This is a genomic window from Hymenobacter sp. DG01 (assembly GCF_006352025.1).
Classification (GTDB): domain Bacteria; phylum Bacteroidota; class Bacteroidia; order Cytophagales; family Hymenobacteraceae; genus Hymenobacter.
The window spans coordinates 1,256,362-1,268,958 of record NZ_CP040936.1 but is presented as its reverse complement, the minus strand read 5'-3'; the positions used below and the strand labels follow the sequence as shown (position 1 = coordinate 1,268,958).

General features: G+C 61.6%; 11 protein-coding genes. 7 read left to right on the top strand and 4 right to left on the bottom strand.

All coding sequences use genetic code 11. The features are described 5' to 3' along the window. Positions 1 to 49 precede the first annotated feature (49 nt). Positions 50 to 892, top strand: coding sequence for a maleylpyruvate isomerase N-terminal domain-containing protein (locus FGZ14_RS05395; protein WP_139921986.1), 843 nt, complete (start codon positions 50 to 52; stop codon positions 890 to 892). 80 nt (positions 893 to 972) lie between these two features. On the opposite strand, the gene FGZ14_RS05390 is transcribed toward FGZ14_RS05395, so the two are convergent. Then, positions 973 to 1,593, bottom strand: a complete 621-nt coding sequence (locus FGZ14_RS05390; RefSeq protein WP_139921984.1) for a hypothetical protein — start codon at positions 1,591 to 1,593, stop codon at positions 973 to 975. Positions 1,594 to 1,911: 318 nt separating this feature from the next. Here FGZ14_RS05390 and mnmA point away from each other — a divergent pair, with 318 nt between their 5' ends. From mnmA to FGZ14_RS05360, 6 genes are all read left to right on the top strand, one after another. Continuing rightward, the gene (gene mnmA, locus FGZ14_RS05385) at positions 1,912 to 3,060 is read left to right on the top strand and encodes a tRNA 2-thiouridine(34) synthase MnmA (RefSeq protein ID WP_139921982.1); all 1,149 of its coding nucleotides are present in this window, start codon (positions 1,912 to 1,914) and stop codon (positions 3,058 to 3,060) included. Between the two features lie 187 nt (positions 3,061 to 3,247). Then, positions 3,248 to 3,991: a hypothetical protein gene (locus FGZ14_RS05380; protein WP_139921980.1), complete on the top strand. Its 744-nt coding sequence runs from the start codon at positions 3,248 to 3,250 to the stop codon at positions 3,989 to 3,991. Between the two features lie 164 nt (positions 3,992 to 4,155). Continuing rightward, positions 4,156 to 5,871, top strand: a complete 1,716-nt coding sequence (locus FGZ14_RS05375) for a S8 family serine peptidase (RefSeq protein WP_180754504.1) — start codon at positions 4,156 to 4,158, stop codon at positions 5,869 to 5,871. Positions 5,872 to 6,056: 185 nt separating this feature from the next. Next, entirely contained in the window at positions 6,057 to 6,377 is a 321-nt protein-coding gene (locus tag FGZ14_RS05370; RefSeq protein ID WP_139921976.1) for a hypothetical protein, read from the top strand. A 208-nt stretch (positions 6,378 to 6,585) separates the two neighbouring features. Further along, a complete protein-coding gene (gene rpe / locus FGZ14_RS05365; RefSeq protein ID WP_139921974.1) occupies positions 6,586 to 7,287 on the top strand; it encodes a ribulose-phosphate 3-epimerase in 702 nt (233 codons plus the stop codon). An 8-nt stretch (positions 7,288 to 7,295) separates the two neighbouring features. After that, entirely contained in the window at positions 7,296 to 9,857 is a 2,562-nt protein-coding gene (locus FGZ14_RS05360) for a carboxypeptidase-like regulatory domain-containing protein (RefSeq protein WP_139921972.1), read from the top strand. A 9-nt stretch (positions 9,858 to 9,866) separates the two neighbouring features. Here FGZ14_RS05360 and FGZ14_RS05355 read toward each other — a convergent pair whose 3' ends face one another. From FGZ14_RS05355 to FGZ14_RS05345, 3 genes are all read right to left on the bottom strand, one after another. Continuing rightward, on the bottom strand, positions 9,867 to 10,337 hold the full coding sequence (locus FGZ14_RS05355; protein ID WP_139921970.1) for a hypothetical protein: 471 nt from the start codon (positions 10,335 to 10,337) through the stop codon (positions 9,867 to 9,869). A gap of 75 nt (positions 10,338 to 10,412) precedes the next feature. After that, a complete protein-coding gene (locus tag FGZ14_RS05350; protein ID WP_139921968.1) occupies positions 10,413 to 10,979 on the bottom strand; it encodes a Crp/Fnr family transcriptional regulator in 567 nt (188 codons plus the stop codon). 93 nt (positions 10,980 to 11,072) lie between these two features. Then, positions 11,073 to 12,086 carry a DUF2911 domain-containing protein gene (locus tag FGZ14_RS05345; protein ID WP_180754503.1) on the bottom strand — a complete coding sequence of 338 codons (1,014 nt, stop codon included), beginning with the start codon at positions 12,084 to 12,086 and terminating at the stop codon, positions 11,073 to 11,075. Between the last annotated feature and the right edge of the window lie 511 nt (positions 12,087 to 12,597).

Below are 12,597 nucleotides of genomic sequence, written 5' to 3'. Positions count from 1 at the left end.
GGCCGGTAACAGGGGTAGGAGGAAAGCCCGGAACTGCTAGCTTAGCGCCATGACACCTGCTTCTACCCCCGACACTCTGCCGCTGTTCCCGGAGCTGGACCGCCTGCTGCTGGAAGTGCTCCGCAGCCTTTCTGCGGCCGGCTGGGAACGGCCCACCCTGGCGCCCGCCTGGACGGTGCGCGACGTGGCCCTGCACCTGCTCGATGGCAGCCTGCGCAGCCTCTCCATGCTCCGCGACGGCCACTTCGCCGGCCCCGGCCCCGCCAGCGGCGAGTACCAGGACGTGGTGCGCTACCTCAATGAGCTGAACAACTCCTGGGTAAAAGTGGGGCAGCGGCTGAGCCCGGCGGTGCTGCTTGGGCTGCTGGAAGGGGTAGGACCCGAGTATAACGCCTTTCTGACCTCGCTGGACCCTGCTGCCCCGGCCATGTTCTCGGTGGCGTGGGCCGGAGAGGCGCAGTCAACCAACCACTTCCACGTGGCCCGCGAGTACACCGAGAAGTGGCATCATCAGCAGCAAATCCGGCAGGCAGTGGGGCAGGAGGCCCCGCTGCTGAGCCCCCGGCTGTACCGGCCCTTCCTGGCTACCAGCCTGCAGGCCCTGCCGTATCACTACCGGGCCGTGATGGCGCCGGAAGGCACGGTGATACGCTTTCACGTTACCGGCGAGGGCGGCGACACATGGTTTCTACTCCGGACGGCAGAGGGCTGGGTTCTGGGGCAGAATTATACCGGGGGCCCGGTAGCCGCTGATATGGAGCTGCCCGGTGAGGTAGCGTGGCGGCTGCTCACCAAAAGCCTACCCCCCGCCGAGGCCGAAACCCGCCTCGTGCTACGGGGGCCAGAGCTCTTAACGGCTCCAGTTTATTCTCTGCTGACGGTAATGGCTTAGGGAGTACCGGCACCCCTAAACGGAAAGGGGGCTTCTCTGCGCAGAGAAGCCCCCTTTCCGTATGCGTATGGCTCGCTGAACTAGTCTTCCAGCTGCTCGAAGACGGCTTCCATTTCGTCGAAGTCGCGCAGGCCGGGCTTGATTTCGTCGCCACCCTGCAGCACGATGCCGGCCGGGTTTACGGCCTCCACGTAGCTGCGCAGATTATCGGGCGCGAAGCCGGCTCCCAGCCAGATATTGTACATGCGGGCATGCTCTGTAAGGCGGGTTACTTCGGCCGGGTTCGGTAGGGGCTGGGGGGCAGTGGCAATAACAAAGCCGGCGTAGTGCGACGCCTGCTCCCGCAGAAGCATATCCACGTCCTCGGGCAGCATATCCGGAACCCAGCTGATAGAACGCAGGGCCGGAATGGTCAGTTCGGCCAGCTCGTCGGGAGTGTGGCGGCGGTGCAGGAGCACCGCGTGCAGGCCGCACTGCTGGGCCAGGGCATTGATCTGGTCGATGGGAAGGGCATCAAACTCACCGATGAGCTGCACACCCGCCACCCAGCTGCTGAGCTCCTGCACGGTTTCCGGCGTAAGGGCATCGGGGAAGGCGGGGTCGAGACGGAAGGTGAGCGAGTCGGCGCCCATGCCGGCGCAGTACCGGGCATCGGAAAGGTTATTAATGCCGCGCACCATCACGGGAACAATCAAAGGCATAGAAAAAGAGTAAGCAGAGGCAAAAAGAAACCGAAGAAGCGGGGGCCGGCGAAAAGCCGGCGCGGTATGGGAGTGCAATATTCGGGGATTTTTATGTGCCTGGTATGAACTGCTTGATCCGGAGCGGGCAAATGCCTGTAAAACATACCGCTAGCCCGCTAAAAAGAAATAACCGTTTCGCGTGGGGCGGGTACTAGGGCCAGCCCAAACAGGCCCCCGGCAGAAACGCGCCCCCCGGCAATCGGCAAAACTGGCAATTGGCGTACCTTTGCGTATTCGGCCGGAACCTTTCACGCTTCGGGCGCAATTTCACTGCATATGAACACAACGAAAGGACGGGTGCTGGTTGCCATGAGCGGCGGCATCGACAGCTCCGTGGCCGCCGTGCTGCTGCACGAGCAGGGCTACGAAGTGGTGGGAATGACCATGAAAACCTGGGATTACGCCTCGGCGGGCGGCAGCAAGAAGGAAACCGGCTGCTGCTCCCTCGACAGCATCAACGACGCCCGGCAGATTGCCGTGGAGCTCGGCTTCCCGCACTACATCATTGATATCCGCGACGAGTTCGGCGACTTTGTCATCAGCAACTTCACCGAAGAATACCTGGCGGGCCGTACGCCCAACCCCTGCGTGCTCTGCAATACCCACATCAAGTGGGACGCGCTGCTGCGCCGGGCCGACCAGCTGGGCTGCGACTTTATTGCTACGGGCCACTACGCCCAGGTGCGCGAGGAAAACGGCCGCTACGTCATCAGTAAGGGCATCGACGAAAACAAGGACCAAAGCTACGCGCTCTGGGGCGTGACCCAGGAGAGCCTGGCCCGCACCCTGTTCCCGCTGGGCCAGCTGCGTAAAACTGCCATTTATGACTTTGCCCGGGAGCGGGGCTTTACCGAGCTGGTGAACAAGCCCGAGAGCTACGAAATCTGCTTTATCCCCGACAACGACTACCGCGGCTTCCTGCGCCGACGGGTGCCGGGCCTGGAGGAGCGCGTAGCCGGGGGCGAGTTTGTACTGCGCGACGGCACAGTGGTGGGCAAGCACGAAGGCTACCCCTTCTACACCATCGGGCAGCGCAAAGGGCTGGGCGTGGCCTTGGGTTTCCCGGCCTACGTCACGGCCATCGACCCCGAAACCAACCGGGTCGTGCTGGGTAACTTCGAGGATCTGGCCAGCACCCGCACGGTAGTCGGCAAGCTCAACATGGGCAAGTACGCCTCCCTGGAAGGCCGCGGCCTGGTGCCCAGCATCACCAAAATCCGCTACAACCACGACGGCTCCCCGGCTTTCCTGGAGCAGAAGGGCGACAAGATTTATATCTACTTCGAGGAGGCAGTACACGCTGTTACCCCCGGGCAGGCGGCCGTGTTCTACGAGGGCCAGGATGTGCTGGGTGGTGGCTGGATTGAGCGCCACACCATCGGCGACATTCCGGAGCCTTCCGCCGCCGTAGCCACGGCCGGCTAAGCTGCCGGTCCTGCCGCTGCCCTATGGCCTGGGGGCGCAAACCCTTGTTTGCGCCCCCAGGTGTTGCGGCTTCCGGTATGGACCGTGCCTGCCCTGGTCGGCCGTAATGGTGGTTCGGCCGACGGTAGGGGGTAGGAGTCCGAATCCTGTGCTATTTTTCTGCCCTTATTACAACTCTATGTGCCAGATGTATTCACTAGCTACTCTCGTATCGGGCCGCCGGGCCAGCCTGTTGCTGGGCGGACTTATGGCGGCCGGACTGGCCGGCTGCGAAAACCAGACAGAAGCCGTTCCTGAGTCGGGGCGCGATTATTTTCCCCTGGAAGCAGGCGCCTACCGGGTGTACGACGTGGTAGATACGTCCTACCAGGCCAATGTGCCCACCGTCAGCCGCTTTCAGTTTAAGGAGCAGGTAGATACCGGGCTGGAAACCGATGCTACCGGGCAACCCGTGTACCGCATTATCCGCTCGCGCCGCACACTGCCCACAGATGCCTGGAAGGTGGACTCCATTATTACCGTGACAGCCACCAGCCGGTCCCTGACCGAGCAGCGCAACAATCGCCGCACCGTAGAGCTGGTTTTTCCGGTGCAGGAAGACAAGTCCTGGAACTGGAACGCCTTCAACTCCCTGGATACGTTGGTGGCCGTGAACCGCTTTTACACCCGGGTGGGGCAGCCCTTCAGCATCAGTCGGGGCGGGAAAACTTACCAGTACGATAACACGGTGACCACCACCAGCGACGTATCGGACAAGGAAATAAACGCGGCATACTACACCGTCATCCGCAGCACCTTTGCCCGGGGAGTAGGTCCGGTGTACCGGGTGCGCCGCCGCTTCATCAGCCGCTGCGACGCCGTTGGCTGCAACCCGGCCTTCCGGCAGCAGGGCCAGTCGCGCAGTGAGGTCCTGATTGATTCGGGCAAGTAGGCGTTTCACGCGGAGTACTCTGCCAGCAAAACCGGCTGGTGCAGCTTGCTGTACTAGCCGGTTTTTTGCTTTCCGGGGGGTAGATGAGGCAGTACAAAATGCCCCGGAAAAGGACAAAAGACCGGATTCCTTTGTATCTTCCGGCAAGTCTAGTTGCCATCCGAATGGTTTTTTCTCGTTTCTTTTCCGGCCTGGCGCTGGCCCTTGGGCTGAGTGCATCGGCAGCCCCCGCGCCCGTCGAAGCCAGTTCCCGTCTGGCGGCCCCGGGGCCCACTTCCCCGGCCCCTGGTACCGTGCGCAAGCACCTGATTTATTTCAAAGATAAAGCCGGCACACCCCACCAGCTTAGCCAGCCTCAGACGTTTCTCTCGGCCCGGGCCGTGCAGCGGCGCCAGCGCCAGAACATTGCCCTGCTACCCCGCGACTTACCGGTAAGTCCGGCCTACGTGCAGCAGGTAAAGGCCGTGCCCGGCGCCCAGCTCTGGTACACCTCCCGCTGGTTTAACGCCGCCGTGGTGGCCTGCGACTCGGCCACGCTGCAACAGCTGCAGGCCCTGCCGTGCGTACGCGGGGCCCGGACCCTGAACCGGGGCCTGCCCGGCAGCCGCAAGCGGGGGGAAGGCGAGCAGACCCCCACCACGCCGGAAAGCACCAGCGCCAACCCCTACGGCAAGGCGTACACGCAGGCCCACATGATTGGGGCCGTGCGTATGCATGAGGCCGGCTTCCGGGGCGAAGGCCTGCAGATTGCCGTGTTTGATGCCGGTTTTCCGGGCGTAAATACGGCGCCTGCCTTTGCTTCCCTGCGTAATGAGCAACGCCTGGCCAGCACCTTTAACTTCGTGGATAAGAACACGGCGGTTTATCAGCGCAACAGTCACGGCACTCACTGCCTGTCCACCATGGCCGCCAACGAGCCCGGCGCTTATATCGGGACGGCACCCCAGGCTACCTACCACCTCTGCATCACGGAGGATATTTACTCTGAACACCCCGTAGAAGAAGCCAACTGGCTGATTGCGGCCGAGTATGCCGACTCTGCGGGCGTGGATATCATCAGCTCCTCGCTGAGCTACACCACTTTTGATTACCCTTCCATCGACTATACCTACGCCGACCTGAACGGACGCACGGCTATTTCGACCCGCGCCGCTACCCTGGCCGCCCGGGTAGGCATGCTGGTGGTGAACAGCGCCGGCAACGAGGGAGGCAACACCTGGCGCTACGTCACGGCTCCCGCCGATGCCGACTCCATCCTGACCGTAGGGGCCGTGGACTCACTGCTGGCGCGAGCCAGCTTCAGTTCCCGCGGCCCTACGGCCGATGGGCGCATCAAGCCTAACCTGTCGGCTATGGGGCAGCAAACCGCCATTGTGTCGCCGGATGGCCGTGTAAACCGTGGCAACGGCACCTCGTACTCGTGCCCGGTGCTGGCGGGGATGGTGGCCGGTTTCTGGCAGGCCAACCCCCAGCTAACGGCCCAGCAGGTTATCAGCTTTCTGCAGCGCTCCGGTAGCCGGGCCACTACCCCCAACGATGAGGTAGGCTACGGCATCCCCGACTTCGTGCGGGCATACAACCTGGCTAACCCCGGCACCCCACTGGCCACCCAGACCGCCTCGGCCCGGCAGGAGTTATTTATTTACCCCAACCCGGTGAAGGAAACGGAGCTGTATCTGCAGCTGGCGGTAGGCTTTCAGGGCGTACCCCTGCGCGTACGGATTTACGATGCCCGGGGGGCGCTGGTGGCAGAGGAAGAGGTAGCAGCCACCACGGCGGCGGCTGTGCGCCTGCGGCCGGGCCTGCTGATAAAAGGGGTGTACACCTGCACTGTGAGTGCCGGCCGGGAGCAGCGCACCGTGCGGTTCGTGAAGCTATAGACAGCGGCTTCGGGGGCAAGGGACACCAGGTTCCATCGGCTTTTTAATGGAAATGATGTTTTTAGTTTGCTATTTTGGTTAGTAATGTGCAAATTTAATTAGTCAAAAGGGCACTCATCAGGGGCCTGCTTTGTTTCATAAGAACAGCCATCAAGGCATTTATACACTTCCAACTCTCTTCCAGTATGTTACAAATGATGGTCTCCAAGCGCATCGGGCGCCGGCAGTTTCACTTCACGGTGCAAGGCGCCAACTTCCACGAAGTGGTGGCCGAATACGACCGGCTGAGCTTCCCCGATGTGCCGAAGTGCGGCCTCTGCGGCTCCGACAACCTGGATCTGACGGCCCGGGTAGCCCAGGACAAGTTCAAGTACACCTCCGTAAAGTGCCTGGACTGCCGCGGCGACGTGACCTTTGGCAAGCGCCAGGACGACGACCAAACCGTATTTCTGCGTAAAACCGAGGATGGCAAGCTCGATTGGCGAGCCTGGGAAAAGCCCAGCTAGCTTTTAGCCTGCTGCCTGATAGAAGCCGAGGCGCCGGAACACTGGTTGTTCCGGCGCCTCGTTTATATGAGGTGGCGTCCTGACGGGCCCGCAGGTAGCCCGGGAAAATGCCAGGGGCAGCATAGCAGGCGGAACTGCCCCTGGCTTTCCGGTGAGTATCCGGGGCTGACCCTGTTTGCACCTCACGGCAATCCGCTACTTTCGTGCTATGAACCCGACCCGCCGTATGGCCCCGCTACTGGCCCCCTCACTTCTGGCCGCTGATTTTGGCAATCTGCAATTCGAAACCGAGCGTTTGGCCGGCTCGGCCGCTGACTGGCTGCACTTCGACGTGATGGACGGGCGCTTCGTGCCCAATATATCCTTCGGTATTCCGGTGCTGCAGGCCGTGCACCGGCACGCCCGGCAGCCCATTGATGTGCACCTGATGATAGAGGAGCCCCAGCACTACCTCAGTGCCTTCCGCGACGCCGGGGCCGCCAACATTACGGTGCACTACGAGGCCTGCCCTCACCTGCACCGGGTGGTGCAGCAGATCAAGCAGCTGGGCTGCCGGGCGGGGGTAGCCCTCAATCCGCATACGCCGGTGTGGGTGCTGGAGGAAATTGCCGCCGACCTGGATCTGGTTTGTGTGATGTCGGTAAATCCGGGCTTCGGCGGTCAAACGTTTATCCCGAACACCCTGCGCAAGGTAGCCGCCCTCAAGGAACTGCTGGTGGACAGCGGCTCGGGGGCACTAATTGAAATAGACGGGGGCGTAACCCTGGACAACGCTGCGGCGCTGGTAGAAGCCGGGGCCGACGTGCTGGTGGCCGGCTCCTTTGTATTTAACTCCGCTGATCCGGTGGCTACCCTGGCCCAGATGCGCCAGCAGCTAGCGGCCCCCGCTGATACAGAAGACTACAACTAAGCCCGCGGATGCCCACTCTTTTCCGCTCTTATCCGCTGCTGTGGCTGCCCTTGCTGCTCCGGCCGCTTCCCGTCTGCGCTACCCTGGTGCTGGTGGCCAGCCCCCTCGGGATACTTCAGGCCCAGCAACCGGCAACGGCGCGGGTGCTGGTAACGGGCACCGTGCGCGATGCGGCCGGACAGCCGTTGGAGCAGGTAGCGGTGGGAGTGGAGGGCCTGGCCGGGGGCACCAATACCGATGACCGGGGCCGCTTTGCCCTAAGCGTGGTGCGGCCCCAGAGCGGCAAGGAACCCGTGTTGGTAGCGCGCCGCCTGGGCTACCAGACCCTGCGCCTGCCCTTAAACCTGCAGGAGAAGCGGGAGCTGAGCCTGACTCTGATCGAAGATTCCCGGGCCCTGGGCAACGTAACCGTGCGGGGCCGCTCTGATGCGGCCGATACGCGCGAGCAAGTGAGCGTTATGCAGCTGGAGCCGCGCACGGCCAAAGAAATTCCCTCGCCCTTCGGCGACTTCAGCGCCGTGCTCAAGACCCTGCCGGGGGTAGCCAGCACCAACGAGCTAACTAGCACCTACTCCGTGCGCGGCGGCAACTACGAGGAAAACCTGGTGTACGTCAACGGCTTTGAGGTGTACCGGCCGTTTCTGGTGACGGCCGCTACCCAGGAAGGCCTCAGCTTTATTAACCCCGATCTGGTCAACCGGGTCGAGTTTTCGACCGGGGGGTGGCAGCCCCGGTTTGGCGACAAGCTGTCTTCGGTGCTGAATATCGAGTACAAGCAGCCCGCCAAGTTTGGTGCCTCGGCCACGGCCAGTCTGGTGGGGGGCACGGCCCACGTGGAAGCGTCCTCACCGAACAAGCGCATCAGCTACCTGGCCGGGGTGCGCTACAAGAATGCCACCTACGTGTTTAACTCCCTGCAACAACAGCAGGGCCGCTACAACCCTACCTTCTATGACGGGCAAAGCCTGATTACGGTAGCCCTGGGCCCCCGGAACAACCCGGAGCGTACCACGCTGGGCCTGCTAAACACCTTTGCCCACAACGATTACCGCTTCAACCCGGAAAGCGGGGAAAGCACCTTCAGCACGGCCGCCAACCAGCTTTCCCGCCTTTATATTGGCTACGCCGGGCAGGAGCGCATGCAGTACGATACCTACCAGGGCGGACTGAACCTGCGCCACGAGCTGCGACCCAACCTGCAGCTGGAGCTACTGGGCGGGCTGCTGTATTCGCGCGAGTTTGAGTACCGCGACGTGGAAGCCGCCTACAGCATTGCTGAAATCAACCGCGACCCGAACTCGCCGGACTATAACCTGGATGTGAACCGGCGGGGGCTGGGCTCGCGCTTCGACCACTCTCGCAACAACCTCACGGCCCGCATTGCTACCGTGGAAACCCGCGGCACCTGGACGCCCGGGGAGAGGAGCACGGTGCGCTGGGGGTTGAAAGCGGGCCGGGAGCGGATTGAGGACCAGCTCAACGAATACAGCTTCACCGACTCGGCCGATTACGTGCCGGAGGCCCGGCGCACCCGGCTGGTTTCCGATCTGAAGCTGGAAAGCACCCGCACCCAGGGCTACCTCCAGCACACCTACCAGTTCGATTCGCTGAAAACCCTCACCTACGGACTGCGTCTGAACCACTGGTCCATCAACCAGCAACTCACCGTTAGCCCACGGGTGCAGTACGCTTTTACCAGCGCCCGCAACCCGCGCGTATCCTGGAAAGCTGCCGCCGGGATGTACTACCAGCCTCCGTTCTACCGGGAGCTGCGCTACCAGTCGGGGGCGCCACAGGCCCAGCAGGGCCAGCTGAACCCGGAGCTGCGGGCCCAACGCTCCCTGCACTTTATTGTGGGCAATGAGCTGCGCTTTACCAAGTGGGGGCGGCCGTTCCGCTTTACCGGCGAGGCTTACTACAAGTACCTCACCGACGTCGTGCCCTACGACATTGATAACGTGCGCCTGCGCTACTACGCCCAGAACAACGCCAAAGCATACGCCGCCGGCCTCGATGCCCGCGTAAGCGGAGAGTTTATTCCGGGCACCGAGTCGTGGTTTAGCCTGGGCCTGCTCACCACCCGCGAAAACCTGGCCGGCGACTCCCTCAACATCTATAACGAAGATCGGACCACCGTAATCAGCCGCCAGCCCAAGGGCTACATCCGGCGCCCCTCGGATCAGCGCCTGAACCTGGGCATATTTCTGCAGGATAACCTGCCGGGTAATCCCTCCGTGAAGGGCTACGTGAACCTGGTGTTTGGTACGGGCCTGCCGTTTAGCCCCCCCGACGACCCCGACCTGCGCGGTACCAGTGAGCTGACCCGGGCCTACAAGCGCGTGGATCTGGGCTTTACCAAAGTGCTCACCCTGCGCACGCCCGTGGAAGAAGCCAGTGGCCGCGCGGTGCAGCTCAAGACCCTGTGGGCCAGCCTGGAAATTCTCAATATTCTAGCCGCCGATAACCTGGCCGGCTACAACTACGTCCAGGACCTGAACGGGCGCACCTACGCTGTTCCTAACTTTCTGTCGCGCCGCCTGGTGAACCTGCGGGTTATTGCCCGTTTCTAGCCGGGCGCGTCAGCAGCTGTACCGGCAATCATTTGAGACGCCATAACCAAGCGCGCCAAAGAAGTACAGATGGACCGCCAGCACCAGCGGAAACAGCAGGCAGGCCGCCAGCCGGATGTGCCAGGGTGCCAGTCCTTTCAGCTGGCTAACTTTCAGGATCAGAATGCAGTAGGCCGGCAGAAGGCCCATAAACAGAAAGGCATGGATAACTCCCTGGCCTTCCGCGTCGTGGCTACCCCCGCCGTAGAGCTTCACCCCCATATCGTGGCCACAAATCAGCAGGGCTAGCAGTAGAGCGCGGAGTACGGGGGTAGGGCGTACACTGCGGGTGGTGAGCAGGAGCAGGCTGGTAGCTACGAGCACTACCGGAGTCAGCAGAATTTCCCACGGCGCGGCATAGTAGCCCAGCAGGACGTTGCTACCCAGCAACAGAGCTGAAAGCAAAGTGGCCGTTAAAATAGTTAGGCGTTGGTGGAGCATGGCGCTGTTACCAGAAAAGAAGGTGAAACCATGCTCAAAGGTGAGGTTTCTGCTTCTGGCAACTCTTGACATTTATCAAGAACGGCGGGCGCGCAAGCGGCTGAGGGTTTCGGGGGTGAGGCCCAGGTGCGACGCCAATAGCTTCAGCGGGACGCGCTGAAAGATATCCGGGAAGTCGAGCAGGAGCTTGTCGTAGCGCTCCGGGGCCGAAAGCATGCGCAGGTGCAGAGCCCGTTGCTCGCTGAGTACGTAGTACTTCTCCGTGAGTACGCGGCCGATATAGTTAAACTCCGGAAACTGCTGGTAGAGCTGCTGCAGCTGCTCGTAGCTCAACGACCACAAGGTACAGGGCGTCAGGGCCTGCAGATACTCGTGCGAAGGCTGCTGGGAAAAGAAGCTCAGAATGGAGATGACAAAGTCGCCCTCCCGCATAAACCACGCGGTTACTTCTTTACCGTCTTTCAGGTGGAAGCCCCGCACCAGGCCGGTTTCCAGAAAGTAGAGGCGGTGTGCAATCTGGCCGGGTTGAAGCAAGAGCTGCCGCTGGACCACAGTTTCCTGCCGTACCTGCTGGCGTAGGGCCAGTTCCAGCTCCGGCGACAAAGCCTGAATAGCATGACAAAGCGCTAAAAACTCCTCCATATCATGAAATAAAGGGCTCGGCGAGAAAGCAACAAAAAAGCAGCCCTCAGGAGGGCTGCTTTTTCAAGGGAAGTATTCCTTGTACGAGTCCCTTTAATACGCCTTGGCCTGCCACTCCGTGAGGGCAATGCGCATGCTGGGTAACTGATTTTTGAAGGCGCTGTCTTCCTTGTCGCCCAACTTGATGGCCTTGCGGGCATATACGATGGCCGTGCCGAAGTCCTGCTGCTGGGCCAGCAGCCGGGCCTTAATCCAATTATTGGAGGCCGCATCCTGCAGGCGCAACGATTCATTAATATACGTCAGGGCGCGTTCGGCTTCGATGTTGTTCTGCACTAGGTAGTCGGCGGCCTGGGCTAGCAGCTGCCAGTCGCCGGGCTTTTGCTGCAGTACTTGCTCAATGCCGCTGAGTACCTGCTTGTGCACTTCCGTCTCGATGGGCAGAACGAGCGTCCGCTTTTCCCAGGTCAGGTTGAGGTGAGCCCCGGTAGATTTGATATCGGAAAACCAGTACAGCAGGTTTTCGTGGAAAGGGGCCGTCTCGGGTATCACCGGCACCCGAATAACATCGTCGCGCTGATCGTAGCCCTCGGCGCCCCAGTGGGTGGTTACGCGGTTAAGCACCAGTTCCCAGTCCCGATCCTGGTGGGGCATGACGTAAAAGGAGTACTGCCCGGCCGGCACCGTCTGGCCGCGCAATAGCACAGGCGTCGAGAACTTAATCAGGGTGTTTTCATTGGCGCCGGCCCGCCAGATCTGGTCGTAGGGAACGAGGCCCCCCCACACGGCCCGGCCGCGCACGGAGGGAGCATGGTAGTCCACGGTTACTTCGGTAAGGCCAAACGTCTGGATAACTGAGGCCCGGGGGCTGGCCTGGGGCAGAGGCAGTTGAACCGGCTGGGCACCCATAACCGGAGAAGGGGCCTGACTGGTAACGGGCGGAATTGTTGAGGCGGGAGTGTTTGAAGCCGGAGCAGGGGTAGGGCTAGCCGGTTCGGCGGCCGCGGCGGGGGTAGGGGCCGCCGTTTGGGCCTGCACCAGAGAAGCGGCCCCAAGCAGGCTGATTCCTAATCCCAGACGAAGAGCCAGAAGCCGGACACTATGCATACAAAAGAGCAGTAGGTGGAAGGAGCGAAACCCTAGCGGGCATGCGGGTTGAGATTTTCCTGAAACAATGATGCCAAAAATCAGGTTGCAGGAACACGGAAAACGCAAAGGTCCGGCTTTCATGTAAAATTTTTGCTGAAAAGTTTTCATCCTACCCGTTGGCCCGTACATTTGTCCCGCTACTATCAGCCCCGTATGCTTTTCTCCGCGTTGTTTCTGACCCCTTGCCGTACTATGGCCGCCCGCTCTCTGGGCCGCCGGGCCGGGTCCAGCGCGTCGCAGCAGCACCATCATCATCACGGGCATCATTCCTCTTTCTAGAGGAATGCACGCATCATATTGACCCCGTTGGGCGAACCGCACTTGGTTCCCCGGCCCCCGCAAACAGGTGGCCCCGGCAGCGTATTGCCGTTTTCCAACGACCTGGGTCCCGACTCCCTCCCGAATCTTACTGAAGTACAAGCAGGAACTGCCTTTTGGTCAGTTCTTCGTCCCACCCCTTAACTTAACT

What these genes read in the sequence shown, in the direction of transcription:
- rpe (WP_139921974.1), top strand. Translation starts at nt 6,586, where the DNA reads ATGAACCCGACCCGCCGTATGGCCCCGCTACTGGCCCCCTCACTTCTG.
- FGZ14_RS05390 (WP_139921984.1), bottom strand. Translation starts at nt 1,593, where the DNA reads ATGCCTTTGATTGTTCCCGTGATGGTGCGCGGCATTAATAACCTTTCC.
- FGZ14_RS05360 (WP_139921972.1), top strand. Translation starts at nt 7,296, where the DNA reads ATGCCCACTCTTTTCCGCTCTTATCCGCTGCTGTGGCTGCCCTTGCTG.
- FGZ14_RS05395 (WP_139921986.1), top strand. Translation starts at nt 50, where the DNA reads ATGACACCTGCTTCTACCCCCGACACTCTGCCGCTGTTCCCGGAGCTG.
- FGZ14_RS05375 (WP_180754504.1), top strand. Translation starts at nt 4,156, where the DNA reads ATGGTTTTTTCTCGTTTCTTTTCCGGCCTGGCGCTGGCCCTTGGGCTG.
- FGZ14_RS05380 (WP_139921980.1), top strand. Translation starts at nt 3,248, where the DNA reads ATGTATTCACTAGCTACTCTCGTATCGGGCCGCCGGGCCAGCCTGTTG.
- mnmA (WP_139921982.1), top strand. Translation starts at nt 1,912, where the DNA reads ATGAACACAACGAAAGGACGGGTGCTGGTTGCCATGAGCGGCGGCATC.
- FGZ14_RS05345 (WP_180754503.1), bottom strand. Translation starts at nt 12,086, where the DNA reads ATGCATAGTGTCCGGCTTCTGGCTCTTCGTCTGGGATTAGGAATCAGC.
- FGZ14_RS05370 (WP_139921976.1), top strand. Translation starts at nt 6,057, where the DNA reads ATGTTACAAATGATGGTCTCCAAGCGCATCGGGCGCCGGCAGTTTCAC.
- FGZ14_RS05350 (WP_139921968.1), bottom strand. Translation starts at nt 10,979, where the DNA reads ATGGAGGAGTTTTTAGCGCTTTGTCATGCTATTCAGGCTTTGTCGCCG.
- FGZ14_RS05355 (WP_139921970.1), bottom strand. Translation starts at nt 10,337, where the DNA reads ATGCTCCACCAACGCCTAACTATTTTAACGGCCACTTTGCTTTCAGCT.